Origin of the sequence: Amycolatopsis granulosa, assembly GCF_011758745.1 — a bacterium.
GTDB classification, from domain to species: Bacteria; Actinomycetota; Actinomycetes; order Mycobacteriales; family Pseudonocardiaceae; genus Amycolatopsis_E; species Amycolatopsis_E granulosa.
Genome location: NZ_JAANOV010000001.1, coordinates 5,530,867 through 5,555,801, shown reverse-complemented (window position 1 = coordinate 5,555,801; position 24,935 = coordinate 5,530,867). Strand labels below are relative to the sequence as shown.

At 73.1% G+C, this 24,935-nt stretch carries 24 protein-coding genes; 5 read left to right on the top strand and 19 right to left on the bottom strand.

Annotated features, from left to right (window positions below; genetic code table 11):
* Window positions 1–3: 3 nt before the first annotated feature.
* The 3 genes from gap to FHX45_RS27380 all read right to left on the bottom strand — a co-directional run bounded on the left by gap (window position 4) and on the right by FHX45_RS27380 (window position 2,863).
* On the bottom strand, window positions 4–1,008 hold the full coding sequence (gap, locus tag FHX45_RS27390) for a type I glyceraldehyde-3-phosphate dehydrogenase (RefSeq protein WP_167107961.1): 1,005 nt from the start codon (window positions 1,006–1,008) through the stop codon (window positions 4–6).
* Between the two features lie 149 nt (window positions 1,009–1,157).
* Window positions 1,158–2,327 carry a DNA glycosylase AlkZ-like family protein gene (locus FHX45_RS27385; protein ID WP_167107958.1) on the bottom strand — a complete coding sequence of 390 codons (1,170 nt, stop codon included), beginning with the start codon at window positions 2,325–2,327 and terminating at the stop codon, window positions 1,158–1,160.
* Between the two features lie 32 nt (window positions 2,328–2,359).
* The gene (locus FHX45_RS27380; protein WP_167107955.1) at window positions 2,360–2,863 is read right to left on the bottom strand and encodes a DUF6069 family protein; all 504 of its coding nucleotides are present in this window, start codon (window positions 2,861–2,863) and stop codon (window positions 2,360–2,362) included.
* Between the two features lie 73 nt (window positions 2,864–2,936).
* On the opposite strand from FHX45_RS27380, the gene FHX45_RS27375 reads away from it, so the two are divergent.
* Window positions 2,937–3,581, top strand: a complete 645-nt coding sequence (locus tag FHX45_RS27375) for a LysE family translocator (RefSeq protein WP_167107952.1) — start codon at window positions 2,937–2,939, stop codon at window positions 3,579–3,581.
* On the opposite strand, the gene FHX45_RS27370 is transcribed toward FHX45_RS27375, so the two are convergent.
* On the bottom strand, window positions 3,562–3,909 hold the full coding sequence (locus tag FHX45_RS27370; RefSeq protein ID WP_167107949.1) for an ArsR/SmtB family transcription factor: 348 nt from the start codon (window positions 3,907–3,909) through the stop codon (window positions 3,562–3,564). The two genes, FHX45_RS27375 and FHX45_RS27370, sit on opposite strands and share 20 nt — an antisense overlap.
* A gap of 42 nt (window positions 3,910–3,951) precedes the next feature.
* On the opposite strand from FHX45_RS27370, the gene FHX45_RS27365 reads away from it, so the two are divergent.
* Window positions 3,952–4,437 carry a YybH family protein gene (locus FHX45_RS27365; RefSeq protein WP_167107946.1) on the top strand — a complete coding sequence of 162 codons (486 nt, stop codon included), beginning with the start codon at window positions 3,952–3,954 and terminating at the stop codon, window positions 4,435–4,437.
* 26 nt (window positions 4,438–4,463) lie between these two features.
* On the opposite strand, the gene FHX45_RS27360 is transcribed toward FHX45_RS27365, so the two are convergent.
* The 4 genes from FHX45_RS27360 to FHX45_RS27345 all read right to left on the bottom strand — a co-directional run bounded on the left by FHX45_RS27360 (window position 4,464) and on the right by FHX45_RS27345 (window position 11,762).
* Entirely contained in the window at window positions 4,464–8,930 is a 4,467-nt protein-coding gene (locus FHX45_RS27360) for a hypothetical protein (RefSeq protein WP_167107943.1), read from the bottom strand.
* Between the two features lie 12 nt (window positions 8,931–8,942).
* On the bottom strand, window positions 8,943–9,743 hold the full coding sequence (locus FHX45_RS27355) for a hypothetical protein (protein ID WP_167107940.1): 801 nt from the start codon (window positions 9,741–9,743) through the stop codon (window positions 8,943–8,945).
* Between the two features lie 64 nt (window positions 9,744–9,807).
* Window positions 9,808–11,286 (bottom strand): hypothetical protein, encoded by a 1,479-nt coding sequence (locus FHX45_RS27350; RefSeq protein ID WP_167107937.1) that lies wholly within the window; start codon window positions 11,284–11,286, stop codon window positions 9,808–9,810.
* Between the two features lie 11 nt (window positions 11,287–11,297).
* Window positions 11,298–11,762 (bottom strand): MarR family winged helix-turn-helix transcriptional regulator, encoded by a 465-nt coding sequence (locus FHX45_RS27345; protein WP_167107934.1) that lies wholly within the window; start codon window positions 11,760–11,762, stop codon window positions 11,298–11,300.
* Between the two features lie 104 nt (window positions 11,763–11,866).
* Between FHX45_RS27345 and FHX45_RS27340 the strand changes: the two genes are divergently transcribed.
* On the top strand, window positions 11,867–12,571 hold the full coding sequence (locus tag FHX45_RS27340; protein ID WP_167107931.1) for a 2OG-Fe(II) oxygenase: 705 nt from the start codon (window positions 11,867–11,869) through the stop codon (window positions 12,569–12,571).
* A 14-nt stretch (window positions 12,572–12,585) separates the two neighbouring features.
* On the opposite strand, the gene FHX45_RS27335 is transcribed toward FHX45_RS27340, so the two are convergent.
* From FHX45_RS27335 to FHX45_RS27325, 3 genes are read right to left on the bottom strand one after another with little or no spacing between them, the layout of a single operon-like run.
* The gene (locus FHX45_RS27335) at window positions 12,586–13,119 is read right to left on the bottom strand and encodes a GerMN domain-containing protein (RefSeq protein ID WP_167107928.1); all 534 of its coding nucleotides are present in this window, start codon (window positions 13,117–13,119) and stop codon (window positions 12,586–12,588) included.
* Window positions 13,119–14,558, bottom strand: a complete 1,440-nt coding sequence (locus FHX45_RS27330; RefSeq protein ID WP_341771632.1) for an ATP-binding protein — start codon at window positions 14,556–14,558, stop codon at window positions 13,119–13,121. Before FHX45_RS27330 ends, FHX45_RS27335 begins: the two co-directional genes overlap by 1 nt.
* Window positions 14,555–15,229, bottom strand: coding sequence for a response regulator (locus tag FHX45_RS27325; protein WP_167107925.1), 675 nt, complete (start codon window positions 15,227–15,229; stop codon window positions 14,555–14,557). Before FHX45_RS27325 ends, FHX45_RS27330 begins: the two co-directional genes overlap by 4 nt.
* A gap of 101 nt (window positions 15,230–15,330) precedes the next feature.
* On the opposite strand from FHX45_RS27325, the gene FHX45_RS27320 reads away from it, so the two are divergent.
* Window positions 15,331–16,149 (top strand): serine hydrolase, encoded by an 819-nt coding sequence (locus FHX45_RS27320; RefSeq protein ID WP_167107922.1) that lies wholly within the window; start codon window positions 15,331–15,333, stop codon window positions 16,147–16,149.
* A gap of 135 nt (window positions 16,150–16,284) precedes the next feature.
* On the opposite strand, the gene whiA is transcribed toward FHX45_RS27320, so the two are convergent.
* Genes whiA through uvrC form a run of 4 tightly spaced genes read right to left on the bottom strand, consistent with a single transcriptional unit; the run spans window position 16,285 to window position 21,091 of the window.
* Window positions 16,285–17,271, bottom strand: a complete 987-nt coding sequence (gene whiA / locus FHX45_RS27315; protein WP_167107919.1) for a DNA-binding protein WhiA — start codon at window positions 17,269–17,271, stop codon at window positions 16,285–16,287.
* A 9-nt stretch (window positions 17,272–17,280) separates the two neighbouring features.
* Window positions 17,281–18,246 (bottom strand): gluconeogenesis factor YvcK family protein, encoded by a 966-nt coding sequence (locus tag FHX45_RS27310; protein WP_167109527.1) that lies wholly within the window; start codon window positions 18,244–18,246, stop codon window positions 17,281–17,283.
* 8 nt (window positions 18,247–18,254) lie between these two features.
* A complete protein-coding gene (rapZ, locus tag FHX45_RS27305; protein WP_167109525.1) occupies window positions 18,255–19,112 on the bottom strand; it encodes an RNase adapter RapZ in 858 nt (285 codons plus the stop codon).
* A 35-nt stretch (window positions 19,113–19,147) separates the two neighbouring features.
* Window positions 19,148–21,091: an excinuclease ABC subunit UvrC gene (gene uvrC, locus FHX45_RS27300; protein WP_167107916.1), complete on the bottom strand. Its 1,944-nt coding sequence runs from the start codon at window positions 21,089–21,091 to the stop codon at window positions 19,148–19,150.
* Between the two features lie 89 nt (window positions 21,092–21,180).
* Here uvrC and FHX45_RS27295 point away from each other — a divergent pair, with 89 nt between their 5' ends.
* Entirely contained in the window at window positions 21,181–21,957 is a 777-nt protein-coding gene (locus FHX45_RS27295) for an exodeoxyribonuclease III (protein WP_167107913.1), read from the top strand.
* Between the two features lie 13 nt (window positions 21,958–21,970).
* Here the strand turns inward: FHX45_RS27295 and FHX45_RS27290 are convergent, their stop codons facing one another.
* Genes FHX45_RS27290 through FHX45_RS27275 form a run of 4 tightly spaced genes read right to left on the bottom strand, consistent with a single transcriptional unit; the run spans window position 21,971 to window position 24,912 of the window.
* Window positions 21,971–22,435, bottom strand: coding sequence for a PH domain-containing protein (locus FHX45_RS27290; RefSeq protein WP_167107910.1), 465 nt, complete (start codon window positions 22,433–22,435; stop codon window positions 21,971–21,973).
* Window positions 22,432–22,938, bottom strand: a complete 507-nt coding sequence (gene ribH / locus FHX45_RS27285) for a 6,7-dimethyl-8-ribityllumazine synthase (RefSeq protein WP_167107907.1) — start codon at window positions 22,936–22,938, stop codon at window positions 22,432–22,434. Before ribH ends, FHX45_RS27290 begins: the two co-directional genes overlap by 4 nt.
* A gap of 31 nt (window positions 22,939–22,969) precedes the next feature.
* The gene (locus FHX45_RS27280) at window positions 22,970–24,247 is read right to left on the bottom strand and encodes a bifunctional 3,4-dihydroxy-2-butanone-4-phosphate synthase/GTP cyclohydrolase II (RefSeq protein WP_167109523.1); all 1,278 of its coding nucleotides are present in this window, start codon (window positions 24,245–24,247) and stop codon (window positions 22,970–22,972) included.
* 29 nt (window positions 24,248–24,276) lie between these two features.
* Window positions 24,277–24,912 carry a riboflavin synthase gene (locus FHX45_RS27275; protein WP_167107904.1) on the bottom strand — a complete coding sequence of 212 codons (636 nt, stop codon included), beginning with the start codon at window positions 24,910–24,912 and terminating at the stop codon, window positions 24,277–24,279.
* Window positions 24,913–24,935: the final 23 nt, after the last annotated feature.

Here is a 24,935-nt window from a genome sequence, read left to right as displayed (position 1 = left end):
GCCTCAGGAGAGCTTCGAGCCGACGAGCTTGACCAGGTCCGCGAGGCGGTTGGAGTAGCCCCACTCGTTGTCGTACCAGCCGAACACCTTGACCTGGTTGTCGATGACCTTGGTCAGCGGCGCGTCGAAGATGCAGGAGGCCGGGTCGTTGACGATGTCGCTGGAGACGATCGGGTCCTCGCTGTAGCGCAGGATGCCGGCCAGCGAACCCTCGGCCGCCTCGCGGTACGCGGCGTTGATCTCCTCGACGGAGGCCTTCTTCGCCAGGTCGACGGTGAGGTCGGTGATCGAGCCGGTGGGCACGGGCACCCGCAGCGAGTAGCCGTCCAGCTTGCCGTTGAGCTCCGGCAGGACGAGGCCGATGGCCTTGGCGGCGCCGGTGGAGGTCGGCACGACGTTCAGCGCGGCGGCGCGGGCGCGGCGCGGGTCCTTGTGCGGGCCGTCCTGCAGGTTCTGGTCCTGCGTGTAGGCGTGGATGGTGGTCATCAGGCCCTTTTCGATGCCGAAGGCCTCGTGCAGGACCTTGGCGAGCGGGCCGAGGCAGTTGGTGGTGCAGGACGCGTTCGAGATGATCGTCTGCGAGCCGTCGTAGAGGTCGTCGTTCACACCCAGCACGACCGTCAGGTCCTCGCCCTTGGCCGGGGCCGAGATGATGACCTTCTTGGCGCCACCCGCGATGTGGGCCTTCGCCGCGTCGGCGTGGGTGAAGAAGCCGGTGGACTCGACCACGACGTCCACGCCCAGGTCGCCCCAGGGCAGGTTGGCCGGGTCGCGCTCGGCGAGGGCCTTGATGGTCTTGCCGCCCACGACGATGCCGTCGTCGCCGACCGTGACCTCCTCGGGGTAGCGGCCCAGGACGCTGTCGTACTTGAGCAGCTGCGCCATGGTGGCGACGTCACCGAGGTCGTTGAACGCGACCACCTCGATGTCGTGACCCGCGGCCTGCACGGCGCGGAAGAAGTTGCGGCCGATCCGACCGAAGCCGTTCACACCTACGCGAACCGTCACTGCTGCTGTCTCCTCGGGTTCGTCCCGGCCCACGCGGGAGCCGGGCACACATCTTCGGGCTCGAGGCCAACCCTATCGGTGCTGGCCTGCGTCTACCCGCACACCCTAGCGAGATGTCCACCACCGTGGGGAATCGATCAAGAGGACGATCAAGATGAGAGATCTCGCTCGACGGGAGTGCGGAACTTCGGTATGACCGTGACGCCGCCGAGGCGGCCGTGCAATCGGCCGGCCGCCGCGTGCACGGCCGCGGTTCCGTCGGCGCCGATGTCGGCCAGCAGGCGGATCGCGATCTCGCCGTCCGGCCGCTGCGCCCACCCGCCGACCACGCGGCCGTCCCACCACACCGTCGGGCCGATGTTGCCGGTGCGGTCGAACAGCAGCGGCTGGTGCTCGCCCAGGAACCAGCCGCGCTCCTGCCAGCCCATCGGGGTGGGGTCCAGTGCGGGCAGCAGCGCGGCGGACGGCTCGGGCTCGGGAACCGGTTCGTCGTCGCCGGGCAGCGCGATGCCCGGCCCCCCGTCGAGGTCGACCTCCACCGGGCCGATCGCGGTGAGCGTCTTCTTCACCTGCCCGGCGCTCCAGCCGGTCCACCACTTGAGGTCGGCAACCGGCGCCGGGCCGAAGGCACGCAGCCAGCGGCGGGCCAGCTCGGCGCGGGCGGTGCCGGCGTCCACCGGTTCGAGCCCGGGCAGCCAGGTCTCCACGGTGGACCAGGCGTACTGGGTGGACAACCAGCTGCCGCGCGGACGGCCGCGCACGATGCGGCCGGCGGCGGCGAGCAGGAACAGCACCCGGTTGGTGAGGTAGCCGCGCGACTCGTACGGCTTGCCGGCGGCCATCACGATCTCGGTGCGCAGCCGCGGCTCGCCGTCGGCGATCTGCTGGGCGAACGCCGGCTCACGGGCGCGGAGCGCGGCGTGGGCGCCCTCCTCGACGTCGGCGAGCCAGGCATCCAGGTCGCGGCCGTCCAGACCGGCCGTGGCGAGGTGCTGGACCAGCCGGGTGCGCTCGCGGGCGGCGATGTCGTCGGCGCACGCGGCCTGCACGACCGGCACGAGCGCGGCGGGGACGACGAACATGGTGCGGCGCATGCCGAGCATCCGCACCAGCGTGCGGTCGTCGTAGAGGGCACGCTCCACGTCGGCCGTGCCCGCCGCGCAGCGGGCGAGCACCGACAGGTGCACGGTGGCCGGGTCGGTGGCGTGCAGCGCGACGAGACTCTCGGCGACCTGCTCCGGGCCGTCCGCGGGCACGGCCAGGTGGTGCCGGCTCACCAGCCGGGCCCGGCGCTGGTCGTTCCCCAGTTTCCTGCTCACCCGGTGGTTCTACCACCGGGGTCCGACACTTTTCAGGAGTAGTAGTGCGGGCCGTTGTCCCACTTGACGGTGGGCGCCGGCGCGTCCCGGTCGCGGCGGCGGCGGCGCGCGGTGGCGGCCACCGTGCCGACCAGCGTGGTGATCACCGCCCCGATGGCGAGGTTGATCAGCGCGGTCGCCACCTTGGCGTCGGTCCGCACCGTGAGCGTCAGCGGCAGCACGATCGCGATCGCGGTGACCAGCACCATGATCCAGGTGAAGAACTGCCCGGGCGCCGGGGTGGCGAGGCTGAGCAGGTGCATCAGCCCGGTCGCCAGCAGCGCCGCGACGGCCGCGCACAGCGCGTAGGTGAACGTGTTGGCGTTGCCCCAGATGCCGTTGCCCTTCGGGGCCAGGACGGCGACGTCGAACAGGCCGCGGGCGATCAGCAGGCCGACGACGGCCGCGAGCGCGGCGACGACCGCGGTCGCCACCCCGCCGGCCCACAGCCGGCCGTAGTCGGGCTCGGTGCGGTCACTGGGCGGGTATCCGGTCACCGTCCGGGGGTTGGCCCGATCCGCCGCGGATAAACATTCGTCACCCAGGCGGACGTGCCGATACGCTCCGGTGATGGTGTCTCCGAGCCACTTCGCCGCCTTCGCCGCACTGGTGTTCGTCATGGTGGTCGTCCCCGGGCCGAGCGTGCTGTTCACCGTCAGCCGGGCGCTGTCCGCGGGCCGGCGGGACGCGTTGCTGACCGTCGCCGGCAACGCCGCGGGGGTGTACACCCAGGTCGTGGCGGTGGCGTTCGGGATGGGCGCGCTCGTGCGGACCTCGGCGACCGTGTTCACGGTGATCAAGCTGGCCGGCGCGGCCTACCTGGTCTACCTGGGTGTGCAGGCGGTCCGGCACCGCCGGAAACTGTCGGAGGCGCTCACCGGCGCGGTGCCGGCCACGTCCGGCCGCACGGTGGCCGTGCTGCGGGACGGGTTCGTGGTGGGCTTCGCCAACCCGAAGTCGATCGTGTTCCTGGCGGCCGTGCTGCCCCAGTTCGTCGACTACCCGGCGGGCGGGGTGGTGGGGCAGATCCTGGTGCTGGGGATCGCGCTGCCGGTCATCGCGCTGGTGTCGGACAGCGGGTGGGCGCTGGTCGCGGGCGCCGCGCGGGCGTGGTTCGCCCGCTCGCCGCGGCGGCTCGAACTGGTCGGCGGCACCGGCGGGCTGGTGATGATCGGGCTCGGCGCGGGGCTGGCGCTCAACGGTCGGCGGGACTAGTCAGCACCAGCTCCAGCAGGCCGGGGAAGGCGTCGTCGAACTCGCCGCGGCGCAGCCTGTTGAGCCGCCGGGGGCCGGCGTCGCGTTGTTCGATCAGGCCGGCCGCGCGCAGGACCGCGAAGTGGTGGCTGCGGGTGGCCTTGGTGACCGGCAGGTCGAAGGTGCCGCACGCCTTGGTCCAGTCCGGCACCCCGGCCAGCTCGCGCAGGATGGCCCGGCGCACCGGGTCGGCGACGGCGGTCAAGGCGTCCTGCAGGGACACGTCCTTCGGGTCGGCGTGGGTCAGCCCGCGCGCTCGCGCAGTGTTCGAAACTTGTCGTACACTCATGTGATCGACCTCCATCGAACACTCTAGACGACAGGAGCGGACATGACCCGACGCCTCGCGGCCACCTTCGGCCCGGACTCGCGCAACCGGCTGGACGCGGCCACCGCGCCCGGCATCGAAGGCGCGCTGGCCGCGCTGGAGACCTTCTACTTCGCCTTCAACCAGCGCGATTCGGACGTGTTCGCGCAGGTGTGGACCGGCGATCCGCTGGCCCAGCTGAACAACCCGCTGGGCGGCATCCTGCGCGGCGGCCCGGAGATCAGCGCGCTGTACGACAAGGTGTTCCACGGTCCGGCGCTGGTGACGGTGACGTTCGGCGACATCGTGGAGTACGCCGGCGAGGGCCACGCGCTGTTCGCCGGACGGGAGACCGGCTCCTACGTGGTCGACGGCCGTGAGGTGCCGCTGCGGATCCGCACCAGCCGGTACTTCCGCTACGCGGACGGCCGCTGGGCGCAGTTCCACCACCACGGCAGCATCGACGACGCCGGCGAGCTGGCCGCGTACCAGGCGGCGATCCGCGGCTGACCGCCCGGGGAGCGGGCGGGTCGGCCTCAGACGCTCGCCTGCTCCCCCGGCCTGGTGAACAGCCGGGTCGCCGAGATGCGGGCGGTGCCGTCGGGTTCCCCGAGGTCGTCGAGGTGGTTGCGGATCGTGGCGTCGACCGACAGGTACTTGCGGCCCGCCCGCAGGTCGGCGTCGTTGCGCAGGCGGACGATCAGCGGGAACTCCGACAGCGCTCCCGCGTCGAACAGGCCCGTGGTGTAGATCAGCTGCACGCCCAGCGCCTCGGCGACGACGCGCTGCAGCTCCAGCAGGTACCCGGCCGACGCGCGGCCGATCGGGTTGTCCAGGAACAGCACCCCGGAGTGCCGGTTGCGGATCCGGCCACGGTTGTTCGCCCGCAGCGCGGCCAGCGTGCAGTACAGGATGATCGCGGCGGTGAGCTGCTGGCCGCCGGAGAAGACGTCCCGGATCTCCGACACCCGCTGGCGTTCGGTGCGCAGCACCGAGTCCGGTTTCAGGATGTCCACCCGGAACCCCTTGGGCACGGCCGCCCGCACACCCCGCAGCACCAGGGACATGCCGTCGCGCTTGACGTCGCGCCCGTCGCTGGTCCGGCCGATCGCGGCCTCGTCCACGACCTGACCGAGCGCCTCGGACAGCTGCGGCTCCTCGGGGTCGCCGAACCGGATCCGCAGGAACTCCTGCCCGGACCAGCCGCCGAGTCCCTCGGGCAGCCGCGACAGCCGCTGCGCCGAGCGCAGCATGCGCAGCGCACCCTCGACCATCCCCTGCAGCCGGGCGACGATCCCGGAACGGTGCCGGTCGATCTGCGCCAGGTCGTCGGTCAGTGTCCGCAGCCGCGGCTTCAGCGCGGCCGCCCACTCCCGCGCGTGCGCCGGCAGGTCGTCCCGGCGCACCGACACGATCTGCTGCCGCACCGGGCTGCTCAGCTTCTCGAACCGCTTGTCCGTCGCGTACTGGGCGAGCGCGTCCGCCGCCGCGCGCACCCGCTTCTCGGCGCCCTCCACCGCGGCCTCGGCGTCGGTCAGCGTCGTGTTCAGCTTGCGGTAGCGGGCCTGCGCGGCCTCCACATCGCCGTCGAACACGCTGACCGCACTGTCCGCCCCGACCGCACCCTCCGGCTCACCGCCGGGAACCAGGTGCGCCACCGAGCCGGCGAGCATCTCGAACCCGGCGGCCGAGGCGGTGGCCACCTCCAGCGCGCGTTCGGCCTCCGCGCGCCGCGCCTGCGCCTCCTCCAGCGCCCGGGCGGCGGCCGACACCTGCTCCGTGGCGTCGTCGATCAGCTCACGGCCGTGCTCGACGTCGCGCGGCCGGGTCTCCAGCGCCGCGTTCTGCCCCGGCAGCTGGTCCAGCTCGGCCTTGCAGGTCGCGACGAGCCCGATCGCCTCGCTCTGCTCGGCCTCCAGCGCCGACACCGCCCGCCCGGCGCGGGCCAGGGCCGCCGCGCGGGTCGCGGCGTCCGATCCGTCCGGCGTTTCCAGCAGCCGCGCGGCGCGCTCCCGCACCGCGGCGTCCACGGCCTCCAGCGCCGCCCGCGCGGCGGCCTCCGCGCTTTCGGCCTGGTCCAGTTCGGCCCGCAGGTCGCTGCCGACCTCGACCCGGGCGTAGGCGTCGCTGGCCGCGGCGAACGCCCGGCGCAGCACGTCCACCGGCTCGGCGGGCACCGGCTCGTCCTCGGACACCGATCCCCCGCCGGGCACCTCGGCCAGCTCGGCCCGCGCGTGGGTCACGGTGCGGCGGTGGCCGTCGGCGGTGCGCTGCTCCTCGGCGGCCTCCTCGCGCAGCCGCGCCGCGCGGGCCGCGGCCTGCTCGGCCCCGGCCTCCGCGCGGGTGACCACCTCCTGCGCGTGCCCGGCCGCCTCGGTCCACTGCGGGATCAACGCGACCCGCTCGGCCAGCTCACCGAGCTTGCGGGCGCGCTCCTCGCTCGTGCGGGCCGCGGCGCGCAGCGCCGGGACCGCTTCCCGCAACCGGTTCCGCCGCGCAGTCAGATCGGCCAGGGCGCGTTCCTGCGCGGCGATGGCGGCCACCGCCTCGGTGTGCCCGGCCGCCGCGGCCTCGGCCTCCTCGGCGAGCGTGGCGAGCGCGCCGGGCGGGTAGTCCTCGCGCCAGGTGGTGAGCTTCCACTCCAGTGCCGTGTCGTCGCCGATCGCGCTCGCCAGCGCGTCGAGCTGCTTCTCCCGGCGGGCCTGCCGGGCGGCGATCGCCTGCCGCTCGGTGTCGGCGGCGTCCTCGTCGTACATCGCGGGGTTGGGCGGGACCAGGAACGCCACGCCCGGCGCCGCGCCGCCGGCACGCACCGCCCCGGTGGTGCCGACCGGCAGCACCACGCTCGGCAGCAGCTTGGCGCCGGCGAGCACCTGGCGGGCGCGGTCCAGGTGCGCCGGGTCGTTCACCAGCACCCCGCCGAGCAGGTGCGGCAGGTCCCGCAGCACCCGCTCCCGCGCTGCGCTGTCCATCGTGGACAGATACCGCCACCCGGACCACGCGGTGATGCCCGCCGCCTCCAGCACGTCCAAAGCGGACTGGACCTCCGGCGGCGCCGGCAGCAGCCCACCGGAGCCGAGCGCGGCCAGCGCACGTTCGTCGGCCGACTCCGCCATGCGCAGCGCGGTCTGCTCCCGTTCCGCGGCGGCCCGCGCCTCGCGCAACCGGGTCAGCAGCGCGGGGGTGTCGGTCTCCAGCTGGACGTTGTCACCGCCGAGCAGTTCCAGCAGCCGCGGGTGCGCGGCGAGGCTGTCGGTGCGGCGCTGCGCCTTGGCCAGCTCCTCGGCCGCGTGTGCCGCGCGGACCTGCGCGGCGGCGGCTCGCTGCTGCGCGGCGTGCAGCGCGAACTGGGCCTGGGCGTGGTCCTCGGCCACGCCCTCCAGTTCGCTCTCCCGCGCGGCCAGCTCCGCCACCGCCTGCTCCCCGCGCGTGCGGGCCTCCTGCGCCGCGGCGGCGACCTGGGTGCCATCGGTGAGCAGCCCGTCCCGGACGGCCTGCTGCACCCGCGCGCGCACCTCCTCGATGCGGCGGGTCAGCTGTCCCAGCTCGGCGCGGTGCGCGGCGGCGGTGGCGGTGGCCTCGTCCCGCTGGTCCTGGGCGGCCGCGGCGCCGGTCCGCGCAGCCGCGGCGCGCGCTTCGGCGGCCCCGGCCTGTTCCCCGGCCTCGCGGGCGAGCGCGAGCAGGCCGCGGGCCAGTGCCGTGGCCGCCGCGTTCCTGGCCGCCAGCGCCGGTTTCGCGCTCTGCTCGCGGTCACCGACGAGCTCGCGGATGTCGGCGGCCCTGCGGGCGGCGTTGACGTGTGCCAGCACCGTGCCGGTCTCGCGCCAGGCGGCCGCCGTCTCGCGTGCGTGCCGCAGCTCCTCGTCGAGCCGGGTCCTCTCGGCGGTGGCGCCGGCCAGTCGCAGTTCCGCGACGACCCGGCGCAGCTCGGTCACGACGGCGGCGCGGCGCCGGTGGTCGCCCTCGGCGAGTTTCTCCGCATCCCTGGCCTCGTCCACATAGGACCGGAGCCCGGCGAGCCGTCCGGCTTCCAGCCGGTGCCGGGCGACGACGGATCCGGCCAGCTCGCACGCCTCCTCCCGGGCGAGGGCAGCCAGCTTGCGGGACGCCGCGGCCAGCGACTCCTCCTCGGTGAGCGGGGTGAGCAGCTCCAGCGCGCCGGCGACGAAGTCGCGCTCGCTCATCAGCTCGCCGCGGCGGCCGAGGTTGTGCGCGTAGGTCTGCACCACCTCCGCCAGGTCCTTCGGGTCGTCCTCGGGGATCACCGCGCGCAGCAGGAACTCCACGAACGCCTCGTCGGAGGTGAAGGCGAACGCGTCGGCAGCCTCGCCCTCGCCGGCGTTCATCGCGCGCTGGTAGCGGAACAGCTCGGTGTCCAGGCCGAGGCCGTCCAGCCGCTCGGTCCACTCGTGGTGGCGCCGGGTGGTGAACAGCTCCAGCTCCGGCTCGGCCTTGTGCGCGCGGTCCAGCTGCTCGGCGAACCCGGACATGGTGAGCAGGCGGCCGCCGTCGGTGAACGGCAGCGACTCCAGATCCAGCGACGCGGTGGGCCGGAAGCAGTACCACGAATCGATCAGGTTGGCGGGATCACCGGAGGTCACGTGCCCGCGCCACTCCGACACCTTGCCGGTGATCACCCGCTGCCCGGTCCCGGTGTGCTGCCACTCCAGCACGACGTGCGCGACGTCCTTGGCCATGACGAACTTCTCCAGCACGCGCGTGCTGGTCGTGCCCACCACCTGACGCCGCCCGGGCAGCATGACCGAGAAGATCAGCTTGATCAGCACCGACTTGCCGCCGCCGTTCTCCAGGAACAGCACGCTCGCCGGCGACGGCCGCCGCGGCGGGCCGCCCTCGGCCGAGTGGATCCCGGCGGTGAACAGCGCGTCCTGCGCCGGCGCCTGCACCAGCGGGCCCGCACCGCTGAAGTCGAGCAGCACGTCCTGGTAGCGCGCGCCGGCCGGACCGACCGAGTGCAGGCGCACCCGCGAAAGCTCGTACACCGATCTCTCCCCCTACAGAGTGTCCGAACCGGACGGACGCAGCGTGCCCTCGCCGTCGGACACCGCGACCACGCCGAGTGCCAGCAGCTCCTCGAAGGCGCTGTCCGCGGCCAGCTCCCGCACCTGCACCTGGTAGCGCGGCGTGGTCCGGTAGGTGCCGCCCTGCTCGCCGCTGACCTGCACCAGGAAGCCCTGGTCGGCCAGGAACCGCAGCGCGCGCGAGACCATGCCGCGCGTGGTGTCCGAGGCCAGCCGGCCGTCCTTGGTCGCCGCCGCCTCGGGACGGCGGGCGTAGGCGCGCCACGCCTGCTCCAGCTCCGGCGAGTCGGACAGCGGGTCGTTGTTCGCCTCGGCCTTCGCCGCGCGCTCGTCGAGGATCCGGCACGCCTCGCGCACCACGCCGTCGACCTGGTCGACACTGACCCGGCCGATGTAGGTGTCGTTGGCCAGGTCGTCCGGGCGCGGGTAACCGAGCGCCGCGGTGGCCAGGTGCACCAGGCCGTGCAGCACCTTCTCGGTGTCACGGCGCTCGCGGATCTTGCTCTGCCGCGCGTAGCTGTCCATCCTGACCTCGAACACCGACTCGTCGGTGGCGGCCAGCACCGCCCCGGCCTGGCTGCTCACGTCGAGCACCATCAGGCCCAGGCCGGCCGCGACGGAGTTGGTCAGCTGCTTGAACGCGCTGTCCTCACCGTAGCGGCGGACCAGGTCCGCGTACACGACGTCGCGGGCGGGCAGGTGTTTGGGCCGCATGCCGAACGAGATCAGCCGTGCCGCGTTCTCCGCGTCGCCGGTGGTGACCGGACGCGTCATGCCGGCACCTCCGCGCCGGACGCGCTCCGCCCGGCACCGGATGATCCGGACCTGCGCGCAGTCCTCATGCCGCCCCCTCTTCGTCCACAACGTCGCGGTCCAGCCGGACCGTGCTCAGCAGCAGGTCGGCGCCGCCGAACTCGCCGTCGGCCAGTGGTGTGCCGTCGTCGACGGCGAGCAGCGCCCGGTCGTCCCCCTGCCGGATCGCCGCGCCCACCTCGGGACTGTAGGAGTGCAGCGCCCGCAACGCCACCAGACGCGGCAGCTGCGGGTCGAGCTCGCGCGCCTCGGCCAGCACGCCGGACAGCCGCCGCGGCACCCCGGGCAGGTCCAGCAGCTCGTCCGCGCGCCGCCACTGCTCGTCACTGTAGTGGTCGAGGCTCTCGGGCGGGACGAGCTCCGGCTCCGGCACCTCGCCCACCACCTTGTCGCGCTCGGGTGCCGGCCGCAGCAGCAACGACACCAGCGACGGCAGCGCGGGCACGGTCGGCACGGTCAGCCCGGACGCGGCCTGGAAGTACGACTCCAGCGGCGCGACGGCCTCGGCGATCGGCAGTTCGAGCGCGGGCATCAGGATCTGGCCGAACAGGTCGACCGTGGCCCGCCGCGGCGGACCGGAGAACTGCTGGCGGTCCTGCTCGGCGCGGAACACCGCGCCGGCGGCCTGCAACCGCGCCTGCAGCCGGGTGTGGCGGCTGATGCAGTCGCCGACGATGTCGACCAGCTCGGCGGCACGGCGCTTGTGGTCGACGTCCTCGGCCTCGTCCCGGGCCGCGGTGATGTTGCGCAGGATCGCGTTCTCGGCCCGGAACCGGGATTCGATGTGGGTCAGCGCGGAGTCCAGCAGCTCCGGCATCTCCCGGTCCCAGTCCACCGCACGCACATCGCGGCGGGTCGCGTCGAGCTTGGCCCGCAACGTCTCGCCGTACTGGACGGTGCGGTAGCGCGCCTGCTCGGCGGCGAGCTTCGCGTCCGCCAGCCGGCCACGGCTGATCAGGTTCTCCAACTTGACCTCGGCCGCGATCTGCGCCGACTCCACGTCGGTGTCCAGCGCGCCGACCAGCACGTTGATCGCCTCGTCGCTGGCCCGCAGGTACACCTCGCCGTCCGGGGCCGCCAGCTCGACGAGCAGCTTGAAGTCGAACGCGCGGCGCCGGTAACGGCCGTGCGCGTCCAGGCTGCCGTAGACCCGGCGGAAGCCGCGGTCCGTGGTGCCGACGTTGATCAGGTTGTCCAGCACCCAGCGCGCGACCCGCAGGTGCTCCTCCGCGGGGCGCTGCGGGGCCTGGGCGGCGATGAACGGTTGCAGGCGGCGCACCACGTCGTCGTGGCCGGCGCCGGTGTCGAAGTCCATCGCGATGGTGACCAGGTCGATGGTGTGCAGCGCGATCTCGGCCATCTGGTAGACGGTCGCGTCGGCCCAGTCCAGCTTCGCCTTGCGCGCGTCCAGGTCGTGCAGGGGCGCGGTGCAGGCGAGCGCCTTGAGCCGCCGGGCCAGGCCCTCGTCCACCAGCCCCCCGCTGATCAGGTCCGAGTCACGCACAGCGGGCCAGACTACCCGGGACCCCGCTCCTGCTCGACTTCACGCTCGTAGGCGCGCAGCGTGTCGAGGAACATCCGCCGCTGTGCGGGCGTGAGCGGCTCCAGCGCGGTGCGCCAGGCACGTGCGCCGGTGGCGAGCCAGCCCTCCACATCCGTGTGGTACGCCGCGGCGATGCTCACGATGGTGCGGCGCCGATCCTGCTCGTCCTCGGTGCGCGTGAGGATGCCGCGGCGGCTGAGGTCGCCGACCATCAGGCTGACCGTGGTGGACGCGACCTCCAGACGCGCGGCCAGCTCGTTGACCGTCATCGGCCCGTCGAAGAGCAGGTAGGACAGCAGCGACAGGTGCCGCGGGGCGAGGGAGAACCCGCGCAGCGACTCCGGGACCGGGATCTTCTTGGCGCGCCCCACCAGCCGCGGCAGGAGCAGCAACGCGGTGCGCACGGCCTCCTCCGTGGTTGGTCCTTCGCTCGCCATGCCGGTCATGATCCCACGCCGCCGGCAGCGGGGATCGCCGTCCGGCGGGCTCCCCGGCCGATTTCCGCCAGCCCCCGGCCGGAAACCGGCGCACACTCGCGGACGTGCGGACCACCGACCTCGCCGGCCTGGACTGGCCGGCTCTCACCCGGGACCTGAACGACCTCGGCTGCGCGCTCACGCCCCCGATCCTGAGCCCGGCCGAATGCCGCGAGCTGGCGGCGCTCTACGACGACCCCGGCCGGTTCCGGTCCACGATCGACATGGCGCGCTTCCGGTTCGGCTCCGGGCAGTACCGGTACTTCGACCACCCGCTGCCGGATCCGGTAGCACGGCTGCGCGAGGCGTTCTACCCGCGCCTGCTGCCGGTCGCCCGGGACTGGGCCGCCAAGCTCGGCTGGGACGCACCGTGGCCGGACGACCTGGCGACCTGGCTGGACCGCTGTCACCGGGCAGGCCAGACCCGCCCGACCCCGATCCTGCTGCGGTACCGGGCCGGTGACTGGAACGCGTTGCACCGCGACCTCTACGGAGAGCTGGTGTTCCCGCTGCAGGTCGTGATCGGCCTGGACGCACCCGGCACCGACCACACCGGCGGTGAGTTCCTGCTCGTCGAGCAGCGGCCAAGGGCCCAGTCCCGCGGCACGGTGACCGTGTTGCCGCAGGGACACGCGCTGATCTTCACCACGCGGGACCGCCCGGTGCGCTCGTCGCGGGGCTGGTCGGCGGCACCGGTGCGGCACGGCGTCAGCACCGTCCGCAGCGGCATCCGTCACACGCTCGGCCTCGTCTTCCACGACGCGACCTGAGCCCCGGCGGGTCCTCACCTGGGCATGGCCGGGCAGCCCCGGGGCGCATCCTGGGCGTACGGCCCGGCCGCCGCGGGAAAGGCGTCCGGGCCCGACAACTGCGTGACGCCCGGAACGCTGCGGAACCGGACGAGCAGATTGCGGGCATTGGCACCGAGCTGGGCGTTCACCGCGATCACGGTGCACGCGATCTGGGCCTTCGCCTCCTGCCCGACGTACTCCAGGGGCATGGTGAAGTCCACTGTCACCACGCCGTCCCGCACCGGCCCGACGGACGTGGCGGAGGCCGCTACGGGTCCGATGGCGGTGTAGTAGTCCAAATCCTGCTCCTGCGGGGTCGGACCAGCCAGGAGCAGGGCGACCGCTTCCCGCACGGTGCCCAGATGACCGGTCTGGCGCAGCACCGGTGTCGTGGCCCCCGCGCGCTGGAAGTACAGGATCGGCCCGGGCGCCACCCCGATCGGCCCCTCCCCCGCCCCGACCGGCCTTGTCGGCCGGACGCCGCACCCGGCGAGCACCAGCACGAGCAGCAGCGCGACCCACCGCATCACGGCGCCACCGTCCGGGGCAGCCGCAGCAGGAACCGCGCCCCACCTCCCGGCCGGTTGCCCGCTTCGAGCGTGCCCCCGTGCAGGACGGCATTGTTCTGCGCGATCGACAAACCCAGACCGCTGCCCTCCGACCTCGTCCGTGCGCTGTCGGCCTTGTAGAACCGGTCGAACACGTGCGGCAGCACGTCCTCGGCCAGGCCCGGTCCGTGGTCGGTGACCTCGACGAGGGCGTCCGGGCCGGAGGGGCACAGCCGCACCCGCACCGGCGGGGCGCCGTGGCGCAGCGCGTTGCCGACCAGGTTCGCCACGATGACGTCGAATCGTCGCGCGTCCACCGGGGCGGTGATCCCGGCCGGCAGCGCGGCCCCGACCCGGTCCGTCCACTGACGGGTGCGCAAGGTCGCCGCGATCAGCTCGCCCAGGTCGGCCTCCCGCCGGTCCATCCGGGCACGGCCGTTGTCGAAGCGGGAGATCTCGATGAGATCGTCCACGAGCCGGGTCAGTTTGCGGGTCTCCTCGCTGATCAGCCGGGCCGCGGTGCCGGCGTCACCGGGCAGGCGCGCCCCCTCCTCGTCGAGCACCTCGGTCACGGCGGTCATGGCCGCGAGCGGGGTGCGCAACTCGTGCGAGACGTCGGCGACGAACCGGCGCGCGTCGGCCTCCATCCGCCGCAGGTCCCCCACGGACTGTTCCAGGCTCGCGGCGGACTCGTTGAAGGTGCGCGCCAGCTCGGCCAGCTCGTCGCCGCCGCGTTCCGGCAGCCGGGTGGACAGCCGTCCGTGCGCCAGGTCCCGGGCACCGTCGCGCAGCCGCCGGACCGGCCGGAGCACCGCACCCGCGGCCAGCCACGCGAGGATCACCGCCAGGGGCACCACCACGGCCGCCGTGCGCCAGCCGTTGAGCGCGAACTCGCTGATCTGCTGCTGTTCCTGAAACAGCGGGTACTCGGCGTACACCTCGAGTCCGGACGGCACCGGGCGGAAGTCCGTGCCGACCGTCATCACGGGCATGCCGACCACCAGTGCCGGGCCGATGTCGCGGTCGGAGATGCGCTGGAAGACCAACCGCCCCTCGGTGCGGACGCGGGACACCAGCTCGGGCGGGATCGGAGTCCCGAGCGGCCACGAAGACGGGGAGGAGGAGTTGTGCGAGACCATATCGCGGTAGCGGACGAAGACGAACAATCCGCGGATGACGGTGGTGAGCTCGTCGAGGGTGGTCCGGTCGGGCGGCATCCGCACGGTGGGGGCGAGGGCGTCGACGTCCTGGCGCAGCTGATTCATCAGCCGGTCCTGGGCCGCCGCGAGCACCGTGCGCCGCGCGCTGACGTAGTTGATGCCGGTCGCGCCGGCGGTCGCCACCACCGCGACGAGGCTGATGATCAGCACCAGGCGGACGCGGATTCCGCGCAGCAGCGCCAGGATTCGCCTGATCACAGTGGACCGAACCGGTAGCCGAACCCGCGCACGGTGCGCACGTAGACCGGCGCGGCGGGCCGGTCCTCCAGCTTCGCGCGCAGCCGCTGCACGCAGGCGTCGACGAGCCGTGAATCGCCGAGGTAGTCGTGTTCCCACACCAGTTCCAGCAGCTGCTGACGGCTGAGCACGCGGCCGGGGACGCGGGAGAGTTCCAGCAGCAGCCGCAACTCGGTCGGCGTCAGCCGGACCGGGTGCCCCTTCTTGGTGACCTCGCAGGCGGCCCGGTCGATCATCAGGTCGCCGTGCTGTTCGCGGTCGTGGCCGGCGGCGCCACCGCGCCGCAGCACGGCTTTGATGCGCGCGTCCAGCACGCGCGACTGCACGGGTTTGACCACGTAGTCGTCGGCTCCGGCTTCGAGCCCGCCGACCACGTCGATGTCGTCACCCCGGGCGGTGAGCATGATGATCGGCACCGGAGCGGTCGCGCGGATGCGGCGGCACACCTCGAACCCGTCGATCCCGGGCAGCATCAGGTCGAGCAGCACGAGGTCCGGACGGCCGGCGGCGAGCAGGCGCAACCCGCGTTCCCCGTCCGGAGCCGGTGCCACGTCGTGACCGTGCCGGCGCAGGCCCAGGCACAGTCCTTCCCGGACGGCCGGGTCGTCCTCGATCAACAGCAGACTCGCCACGCCGCGATTATGGCGGTCGGTCACCAACTGCCGCGACTTGGTAGCAAAACCATGACATGACGGCGACGGGACCCGGACATCGCTGCCCGATGCTGATCGGCATGTCTGTGCACACGGCGCCGACCGTGCAGCTGAAGCCACACCGGCGTGGTCCGGTCTCCGTCCTCGTCACCGCGGTCGTCGTGATCGCCCTCGCCCTCGGGACCGCCTTCCTGGTCCGCGGCGCCGGCAGCACCTCCTCCACGACGGTGGCCGCCGACGCGTCGGAGACCAGCGTGCTGGTCTACGACCGCACGCAGGACCGGGTCCTGCGGGCGGAGGGCACCGACGCCCGGTTCCGGTCGGCGTCGCTGGTGAAGGTGATCATCGCGCTGGACCTGGTGCAGCGCGGCAAGGTGACCAGCGACCGGCCGAGCCCGCGAGTCGCCCGCATGCTGGCCGCCAGCGACGACGTGATCGCCAGTGCGCTGTGGCAGTCCGGCGGCGGCCCGGACATCGTCCACCGCGTCGCGCAGTCGCTCAGCCTGACCGCGACCGAGCCGCCGGCCGACTCGAGCCGCTGGGGCGACACGTTGCTGTCGGCGTCGGACATGGTCACGGTGTACCGGGCGGTGCTCGCCCTGCCGGCCGACCAGCGCCGCCTGATCCTCGACCCGCTCCGCGCCGCGGAGCGGGTGGCGGCCGACGGAACGGACCAGTTCTTCGGCATCCCGGACGCGCTGCCCGGCGTCCCGCGGGCGATCAAACAGGGCTGGGCGGCCGGCCGCGGCGGCGTGGACGCGCACACCAGCGGCGTGGTCGGCAACGGCGACCGGTACATCGTGGTGGTGCTCAGCCACCGACCGGGCGGAACGCCCATGCAAACCGCGATGGCAGAGGTCACCGTGGCGACGGCAGCCGTGAAATCGTTGCTGTCCTGAGGTTTTCCCCGCAGGAGCCCGCCACCCACCAGGTCTCCCGCGCCGGCGCTGATCGTCCGGCGCGGGAGACCGCCTGGTCCGGCGGATCAGCGCGGAGACGCGATCCCGTCACCTGCGGCCGCGTCCCGTGCGGAGTCAGACGCTTTCCTCGAGCATGTCCGGGGTGACCGCGCTTTCGGTGTCCGGGATGTTCAGTTCCTTCGCCCGCTTGTCGGCCATGGCCAGCAACCGCCGGATGCGGCCGGCGACCGCGTCCTTCGTCATCGGCGGGTCGGCGAGCTGACCCAGCTCCTCCAGCGAGGCCTGCCGGTTCTCCAGCCGGAGCCGGCCGGCCGCCAGCAGGTGTTCCGGCGCCGAGTCCGCCAGGATGTCGAGGGCCCGTTCCACCCGGGCGGCCGCCGCGACCGCGGCGCGGGCCGAGCGGCGCAGGTTCGCGTCGTCGAAGTTCGCCAGGCGGTTGGCCGTCGCCCGGACCTCGCGGCGCATCCGCCGCTCCTCCCACTGCAGCACGCTCGCGTGGGCGCCCAGCCGGGTCAGCAGGGCGCCGATCGCGTCACCGTCGCGCACCACCACCCGGTCGGCGCCCCGGACCTCGCGCGACTTCGCCTGGATGCCCATCCGCCGGGCCGCGCCCACGAGCGCCAGCGCCGCCTCCGGGCCGGGACAGGTCACCTCCAGCGACGACGACCGGCCCGGCTCGGTCAACGAGCCGTGCGCCAGGAAGGCGCCCCGCCATGCGGCCTCCGCGTCGGCGATGCCCCCGGACACCACCGCGGCCGGCAGGCCGCGCACCGGGCGGCCCCGCTGGTCGATCAGCCCGGTCTGCCGGGCCAGGCTCTCCCCGTCCTGAACCACCCGGACGATGTACCGGGTCGTCTTGCGCAGCCCGCCGGCGGACAGCACGTGCACGTCCGAGTGGTGACCGTACAGCTCGTGGATCTCCTTGCGCAGGCGCCGCGCGACCGAACCCGTGTCGAGCTCCGCCTCCACCACCACCCGTCCCCCCACGATGTGCAGGCCACCGGCGAAGCGCAGCATCGATGCGACTTCCGACCGGCGCGGCCCGATCTTGGTGATCTGCAGCCTGCTGAGCTCGTCCTTCACGGCGGCGGTCATCGCCATGGCCCCTCCCTACCCTTTCCCGCCCGCGGTCCCGCTGAGACCGAGAGCTTCCCGCACACAGCTCGCCAGCGCATCCGGATCGTGCACACCCTCGCGACCAGGGTCTGCCACATCCGCCAGCAGCGTCGTCGCCCCCAGCCCCGCCGCCGCGTCCCGCAGGCGGCCCGGTGCCGGCACCGAGTCCCGGTCGGCGATCACCGCGTCCACCCGCAGCCCGGGCGCGTGCTGGAAGAGTACGTCCAAGTGCCGCTCGGGTGAGAACCCCGCCGTCTCACCCGGTTGCGGGACGAGGTTGAGGACCACGATCTTGGTCGCCGCGGTGCGCAGCAGCGCATCGTGCAGGCCCGGCACCATCAGGTGCGGGATCACGCTGGTGAACCACGAACCCGGCCCGAGGAACACCGCCTCCGCGTCCAGCACGGCCCGCACCGCCTCCTCGCACGCCGCGGGCACCCCGCCCGGCCGCCCCGGCGTGCGCAGCGTGATCCGCTCGACCCGCCCCGGTGTGCTGGCCACGGCGACCTGGCCGCGGATGCGGCGCAGCGACCCGTCGTCGTCGAGCCCGGACACCTCGGCCTCGATCTCCAGCGGCTCGGGCGACATCGGCAGCACCCGGCCGGGCACCCCCAGCAGGCGGCGCGCCTCCTCCAGCGCGGCCACCGGATCGCCCAGCACCTCGAACAGCCCGGCCAGCAACAGGTTGCCCACCGCGTGCCCGGTCAGCGCGCCACTGCCGCCGAAACGGTGCTGGAACACCTCCGCCCACAGCGACTCGCCCTTCTCGGCGACCGTCAGCGCGGCCAGCGCCTGCCGTAGGTCCCCGGGCGGCAGCAGGCCCAGCTCCCGGCGCAGCCGCCCGGACGAGCCGCCGTCGTCGGCGACCGTGACCACCGCGGTCACGTCCGGGGTCAGCCGCCGCAGCGCGGTCAGCGTCGCGTGCAGCCCGTGGCCGCCGCCCAGCGCGACGGCTCGCAACGCCGGCGTCACTCGCGTCCCAGGTCCCGGTGCACGACCTTCACGGCCATACCGTCCTCATTGGACAACAGCCGGGACAGTTCCTCGGAGATCGCCACACTGCGGTGCTTGCCGCCGGTGCAGCCCACCGCCAGCGTCAGATAGCGCTTGCCCTCCCGCCGGTAACCAGCGCCGATCAGGCGCAGCAGCTGGTGGTAGCGGTCCAGGAACTCCTCGGCGCCCTCCTGGGACAGCACGTAGTTGCGCACCTCGGCGTCCAGGCCGGTGTGATCGCGCAACTCCGGGATCCAGAACGGGTTGGGCAGGAAGCGGACGTCCATCACCAGGTCGGCGTCCATCGGCAGCCCGTACTTGTAACCGAACGACAGCACGGTCACGCGGGTCTGCATGGCCGCCTCGCTGCCGAACGCGTCCTCGATCTTCGCACGCAGGTCGTGCACCGACAACGCGGACGTCTCCAGCACCAGGTCGGCCTCCTCGCGCAGCGGCGCGAGCATCTGACGTTCCGCGGTGATGCCGTCGATGAGCCGCCCGTCGCCCTGCAGCGGGTGGCCGCGGCGCACCTGCTCGAACCGGCGCACCAGCACCGCGTCGGTGGCCTCCAGGAACAGCACCCGCGGCTTGTAGCCGCGCGCGTCGAGGTCCTTGATGATCGACGACAGGTCGTCGGTGAACGCGCGCGAGCGGACGTCCATCACCACCGCGACCTTCGTGATCGCGCCACGGGCCTGCGCCCCCAGCTCGACCATCGTCGCGATCAGCTCGGGCGGCAGGTTGTCCACCACGAACCAGCCCAGATCCTCCAGGCACTTCGCGGCGGTGCTGCGGCCGGCACCGGACAGCCCGGTCACCACGGCCACCTCCATGCCGGTGCTCCGCTCCTCGGCCATCGTCTCTCCCGTCACTTCTCCTCCGACTCCCCAGGTGAGGCCAACGCGGCGACGATCGCTTCGGCGGTGCGCTTCCCCACGCCCGGCACCTGGGCGATCTCGTCCACCCCTGCTTCCTTCAGCCGCTTCACCGAGCCGAAGTGCTTGATGAGCGCTGCCCGCCGTGCCTGTCCCAGCCCCGGTACTCCGTCCAAAGCGGACACCTGCACGCGCTTGGCCCGCTTCTGCCGGTGGTAGGCGATGGCGAACCGGTGCGCCTCGTCCCGCACCCGCTGCAACAGGTACAGGGCCTCGGAGGTGCGCGGCAGGATCACCGGGTCCGGATCGCCGGGCAGCCACACCTCCTCCAGCCGCTTGGCCAGGCCGACCACGGCGATGTCGGTGATGCCCATCTCCGCGAGCACGTCCGCCGCCGCGGTCGCCTGCGGGCCGGCGCCGTCGACCACGAGCAGGTTCGGCGGGTAGGCGAACTTGCGCGGGCGGCCGGTCTCCGGGTCGAGGCCCGGCTTGTCACCGGCCAGGCCCTCCTGCGTCTCGGTCCGGTAGCGGGCGAAGCGGCGCCGCACCACCTCCGCGATGGCGGCGACGTCGCCCTCGGTCGCGGCCTCGCGCAAGGCGAACCGGCGGTACTCGGCCTTGCGCGGCACGCCGTCCTCGAACACCACGAGCGAGGCGACCACGTCGGTGCCCTGCGTGTGGCTGATGTCGACGCACTCGATGCGCAGCGGCGCGCTGTCCAGCGCGAGGTGCTCCTGCAGCTCGGCCAGCGCGGCGGAGCGCGCCGTCAGGTCACCCGCGCGGCGCAGCTTGTGCTGGGCGAAGGCTTCCTCGGCGTTGCGCTGCACCGTCTCGGCCAGCGCGCGCTTGTCGCCGCGCTGCGGCACCCGCAGCTGGACGCGGGAGCCGCGCAACCCGGACAACCACTCGCTCATCGCGTCGGGATCGGCGGGCAGCTCCGGCACCAGCACCTCGCGCGGCACCGGCGTGCCCAGGTCGGTGCCCTGTTCGGCGAGCTCCACCTGTTCGCCGTAGAACTGGGTGAGGAACTGCTCGACGAGGTCGGGCACGCCCATCTCGTCGGCCTTGTCGATCACCCAGCCGCGCTGGCCGCGCACCCGGCCGCCGCGCACGTGGAAGACCTGGACGGCGGCCTCCAGCTCGTCGTGGGCGAACGCGACCAGGTCGGCGTCCGTGCCGTCGCCGAGCACCACGGCCTGCTTCTCCATCGCCCGCCGCAGCGCGCCGATGTCGTCACGCAGCCGGGCGGCCTTCTCGAACTCCAGCGCCTCCGCCGCGTCGGCCATCTCCCGCTCCAGCCTGCGCACCATGGCGTCGGTGCGGCCGGAGAGGAAGTCGCAGAAGTCGTCCACGATCTGCCGGTGCTCCTCGGCGCTGACCCTGCCCACGCACGGCGCGGAGCACTTGTCGATGTAGCCGAGCAGGCACGGCCGGCCGATCTGGCCGTGGCGGCGGAACACACCGCCCGAGCAGGTGCGGGCCGGGAACACGCGCAGCAGCAGGTCGAGCGTCTCCCGGATCGCCCACGCGTGCGCGTACGGGCCGAAGTAACGCACGCCCTTCTTCCGGGGACCGCGGTAGACGTGCAACCGCGGGAACTCCTCGTGCAGCGTCACCGCCAGCACCGGGTAGGACTTGTCGTCGCGGTAGCGGACGTTGAACCGCGGGTCGAACTCCTTGATCCAGTTGTACTCCAGCTGGAGCGCCTCGACCTCGGTGGACACGACGGTCCATTCCACGCCGGCCGCGGTGGTCACCATCTGCCGCGTGCGCGGGTGCAGCCCGGACAGGTCGGCGAAGTAGGAGTTCAGCCGGCTGCGCAGGCTCTTGGCCTTGCCGACGTAGATGACCCGCCGGTTCGCGTCGCGGAACTTGTAGACGCCGGGCTCCTCCGGGATGCTCCCCGGCGCGGGACGGTAGGTGGACGGGTCAGCCACGCCTCCAGCCTATGGCTCCCCTCCGACAGTCCGAGACACCCCTCCTGCCGGGCGCCGACGGCCCCGGCGGGTATGCGATTCTTCCGATCATGCGCATCGCCACCTGGAACGTCAACTCCGTCACCGCGCGGCTGCCGCGGCTGCTGTCCTGGCTCGGCACGGCCCAGCCGGACGTGGTGTGCCTGCAGGAGCTCAAGTGCGCCACGGAGGCGTTCCCGGCCGAGGTGGCGCAGGCCGGCTACGAGGTGGCGGCGTACGGGACGGGCCGGTGGAACGGCGTGGCGATCCTGTCCCGGGTCGGGCTGGCCGACGTCCGGCGCGGGCTGGCGGGCGAGCCGACGTTCGACGGCGCGTCCGAGCCGCGCGCGATCGGCGCGACGTGCGGCGGGGTGCGGTTGTGGTCGGTGTACGTGCCGAACGGGCGCGAGCCGTCGCACCCGCACTACGCGTACAAGCTGCGGTGGCTCCAGGCGCTGCGGGCGACGGTGGCGGCCGAGGCCGCGGCCGACCGCCCGTTCGCGGTGCTGGGCGACTTCAACATCGCCCCGGCCGACGACGACGTCTGGGACATCACATTGTTCGACGGCATGACGCACGTGACGGAGGCGGAGCGGGCCGCGCTGGCGGCGCTGCGCGAAGCGGGGTTGAGCGACGTGGTGCCGCGCGCGCTGAAGTACGACACGCCCTACACCTACTGGGACTACCGGCAGCTGGCGTTCCCGAAGAACAACGGGATGCGGATCGACCTCGTCTACGGGTCGGCGAAGTTCACCGGTGCGGTCAGCGACGCGTACGTGGACCGCGAGGCACGCAAGGGCAAGGGCACCTCCGACCACGCCCCGGTGGTCGTGGACCTGACGGTGTAACCCGCGCCGCCGCTCAGTCCCGGTCCGCCCACGCGGCCTGGTGCAGCCGCCGCAGGGTGCGCACCGCGTCGACGGCGCGGTCCCGGTCCACCGCCTGGATGGCGAGCATCGCGTAGTACTCGTCCTCGGGCAGCTCCAGGCGGGCGAACGACGCGCCGTCCGGGAAGCTGACCGACAGGACCTCCAGCCAGGTGAACCGCCGCCCCACCAGGACGTTGCGCACCGAGACCCCCTCGGCGTCCGCCCGCACCCGCGGGGTGGCGAACAGCATCGTCGCCCCGCCCAGGAGCAGGCCGATGAACACCATGGCGACCTGGTCGGAGCGCTCGAAGATGACGCCGGTGCTGGAGCTGCGCAGCAGGATCGCCACCACCACGAAGGCCGCGACGAGCACGACCGCCAGGATCGACGACATCCACGTCGCGCGATGCGGCCGGAACACCACCGGCCCGGTCTGGTTCGCCACGGCCACGCTCACACGAACTTCCGGTCCGTCCACGGCTGCCGCAGCGACCGCAGCACGTGCGCCGCGTCCAGCGCCGCCTGCGTCGCCTCGCGGCCCTTGTCCTCCGCCGATCCGGGCAGCCCGGCGCGGTCCAGCGCCTGCTGCTCGGTGTCGCAGGTCAGCACGCCGTTGCCGATCGGCGTGCCCTCGTCCAGCGCGACCCGGGTCAGCCCGGCCGTCACCGCGTCGCACACGTACTCGAAGTGCGGCGTGCCGCCGCGGATCACCACGCCGAGCGCGACCACCGCGTCATGCGTGCGGGCCAGCGCCTGCGCCACCACCGGCAGCTCGATCGCACCGGCGACACGCACCACCGTCGGTTCCTCGTTCAGCTTCGCCTCGCGCGCCGTCTTCAGCGCGTTCTCCAGCAGCGCGCCGGTGATCTTCGCGTGCCACCGGGTCGCCACGATCCCCAGCCGCAGGTTCTCGCACTCGCTCAGGTCGAGCTCGACGTCCGGACGTCCCTCACCGCTCATGGCCGTTGCCGCTCCCTGCGGTCGTCATCGCTCACTGTGCCGCACCGTTCCCGTTCCGCGCCTCCAGGTCGGCGCCGACCTGGTCGAACTCCTCCAGGTTGGACAGGTCGTGCCCCATCCGGTCCCGCTTCGTGCGCAGGTAGCGCAGGTTCTCCGGGTTCGGCGAGATCGGCAGCGGCACGCGTCCGGTGATCGTCAGGCCGTAGCCCTCCAGGCCGATCCGCTTGGCCGGGTTGTTGGTCAGCAGCCGCATCGACCGCACGCCCAGGTCGCACAGGATCTGCGCACCCGTGCCGTAGTCCCGCGCGTCCGCCGGCACGCCGAGCGCCAGGTTCGCGTCCACCGTGTCCGCGCCGAGGTCCTGCAGCTGGTACGCCTGCAGCTTGTGCAGCAGGCCGATACCGCGGCCCTCGTGCCCGCGGATGTAGAGGACGATGCCGCGGCCCTCGTCGGCGACGATCTGCAACGCGGCCTCCAGCTGGGGGCCGCAGTCGCAGCGCAGCGAGCCGAACACGTCGCCGGTGAGGCATTCGGAGTGCACGCGCACCAGGATGTCCTCGCCGTCGCCGATCTCGCCGTAGACGAACGCGACGTGCTCGATGCCGTCGAGCAGGCTGTCGTAGCCGACCGCGCGGAACTCGCCCGCGGCGAGCGGGATGCGCGCCTCGGCGACCCGCTCGACCTGCTTCTCGTGCCGGCGCCGGTAGGCGATCAGGTCGGCGATCGTGATGATCTGCAGGTCGTGGTCGGCGGCGAAGATCTCCAGCTCTTCCCGCCGCGCCATGTCCCCCTCGTCCTTCTGGGAGACGATCTCGCACAGCACACCGGCCGGGTGCAGGCCGGCCATGCGGGCGAGGTCGACCGACGCCTCCGTGTGCCCGGGGCGGCGCAGCACGCCGCCCTCCTTGGCCCGCAGCGGCACCACGTGCCCGGGCCGCCGGAAATCGCTCGCCTGCGACTTCGGATCAGCCAGCAGCCGGATCGTGTGCGCCCGGTCGGCGGCCGAGATGCCGGTGGTGATGCCCTCGGCCGCGTCCACCGTGACCGTGTACGCGGTGCCCCGCTGGTCCTGGTTGGTGTGGTACATCGGCGGGAGGTCCAGCCGGTTGCAGTCCCCCTCGGTGAGCGCCACACAGACGTAGCCCGAGGTGTAGCGCACCATGAACGCGAGCAGTTCCGGCGTCGCCTTCTCGGCGGCGAAGATCAGGTCGCCCTCATTCTCGCGGTCCTCGTCGTCGACGACGACCACCGGCCGGCCGGCGGCGATGTCCGCGATCGCCTTCTCGATCCCGGCGGCATCGACCGGCACCCCCGCCCCGCACGGCGTCCCTGCGCTGCTCACGCGTCCTCCTTCGAGCCTGCCCCGGCTCCAGTGTCCTCCGTGCGGCCGGGCAGATGGGGCGTCGCGAGCTTCTCCACGTACTTGGCGAGCACGTCGACCTCGAGGTTCACCAGATCACCCGGCTCGGCACGGCCGAGGGTGGTCAGCTCCAGTGTGGTCGGAATCAGCGCCACGGAGAACTCGTCGTTCGTCACACTCGTCACGGTCAGCGAGATGCCGTCGACCGCGATCGAGCCCTTCTCCACGATGTATCGGGACAGTCCTTCGGGCAGCGCGAACCGGGTGAGGCCCACCGCGTCGCGGGACAGGAACACCCCGGTGCCGTCGACGTGACCCTGCATGATGTGCCCGCCGAGCCGGTCGCCGACCGCGGTCGCGCGCTCCAGGTTCACCCGGTCACCGACCGCGATCTTCGCGAGCCGGGAGCGCTGCAACGTCTCCTGCACCACGTCGACCGTGAACTCGGCGCCGGACACGTCGACGACGGTCAGGCACACCCCGCTGACGGCGATCGAGTCGCCGTGCTTGGCGTCCGAGGTCACCACGGGCCCGCGCACGGTGAGCCGCGCGGCGCCCGGAACCTGCTCGACCGCGATGATCTCGCCGAGCTCCTCCACGATGCCGGTGAACACTGGCGCGCGCCTCCTTGTCGGTG

Bases quoted from the DNA above. Each gene is read 5' to 3' on its own strand.
- FHX45_RS27365 (WP_167107946.1), top strand. From the start codon at position 3,952: ATGACCCGACGCCTCGCGGCCACCTTCGGCCCGGACTCGCGCAACCGG.
- FHX45_RS27355 (WP_167107940.1), bottom strand. From the start codon at position 9,743: ATGACGCGTCCGGTCACCACCGGCGACGCGGAGAACGCGGCACGGCTG.
- FHX45_RS27335 (WP_167107928.1), bottom strand. From the start codon at position 13,119: ATGCGGTGGGTCGCGCTGCTGCTCGTGCTGGTGCTCGCCGGGTGCGGC.
- FHX45_RS27345 (WP_167107934.1), bottom strand. From the start codon at position 11,762: ATGGCGAGCGAAGGACCAACCACGGAGGAGGCCGTGCGCACCGCGTTG.
- FHX45_RS27295 (WP_167107913.1), top strand. From the start codon at position 21,181: ATGCGCATCGCCACCTGGAACGTCAACTCCGTCACCGCGCGGCTGCCG.
- FHX45_RS27370 (WP_167107949.1), bottom strand. From the start codon at position 3,909: ATGAGTGTACGACAAGTTTCGAACACTGCGCGAGCGCGCGGGCTGACC.
- whiA (WP_167107919.1), bottom strand. From the start codon at position 17,271: ATGGCGATGACCGCCGCCGTGAAGGACGAGCTCAGCAGGCTGCAGATC.
- ribH (WP_167107907.1), bottom strand. From the start codon at position 22,938: ATGAGCGGTGAGGGACGTCCGGACGTCGAGCTCGACCTGAGCGAGTGC.
- FHX45_RS27320 (WP_167107922.1), top strand. From the start codon at position 15,331: ATGTCTGTGCACACGGCGCCGACCGTGCAGCTGAAGCCACACCGGCGT.
- rapZ (WP_167109525.1), bottom strand. From the start codon at position 19,112: ATGGAGGTGGCCGTGGTGACCGGGCTGTCCGGTGCCGGCCGCAGCACC.
- FHX45_RS27375 (WP_167107952.1), top strand. From the start codon at position 2,937: ATGGTGTCTCCGAGCCACTTCGCCGCCTTCGCCGCACTGGTGTTCGTC.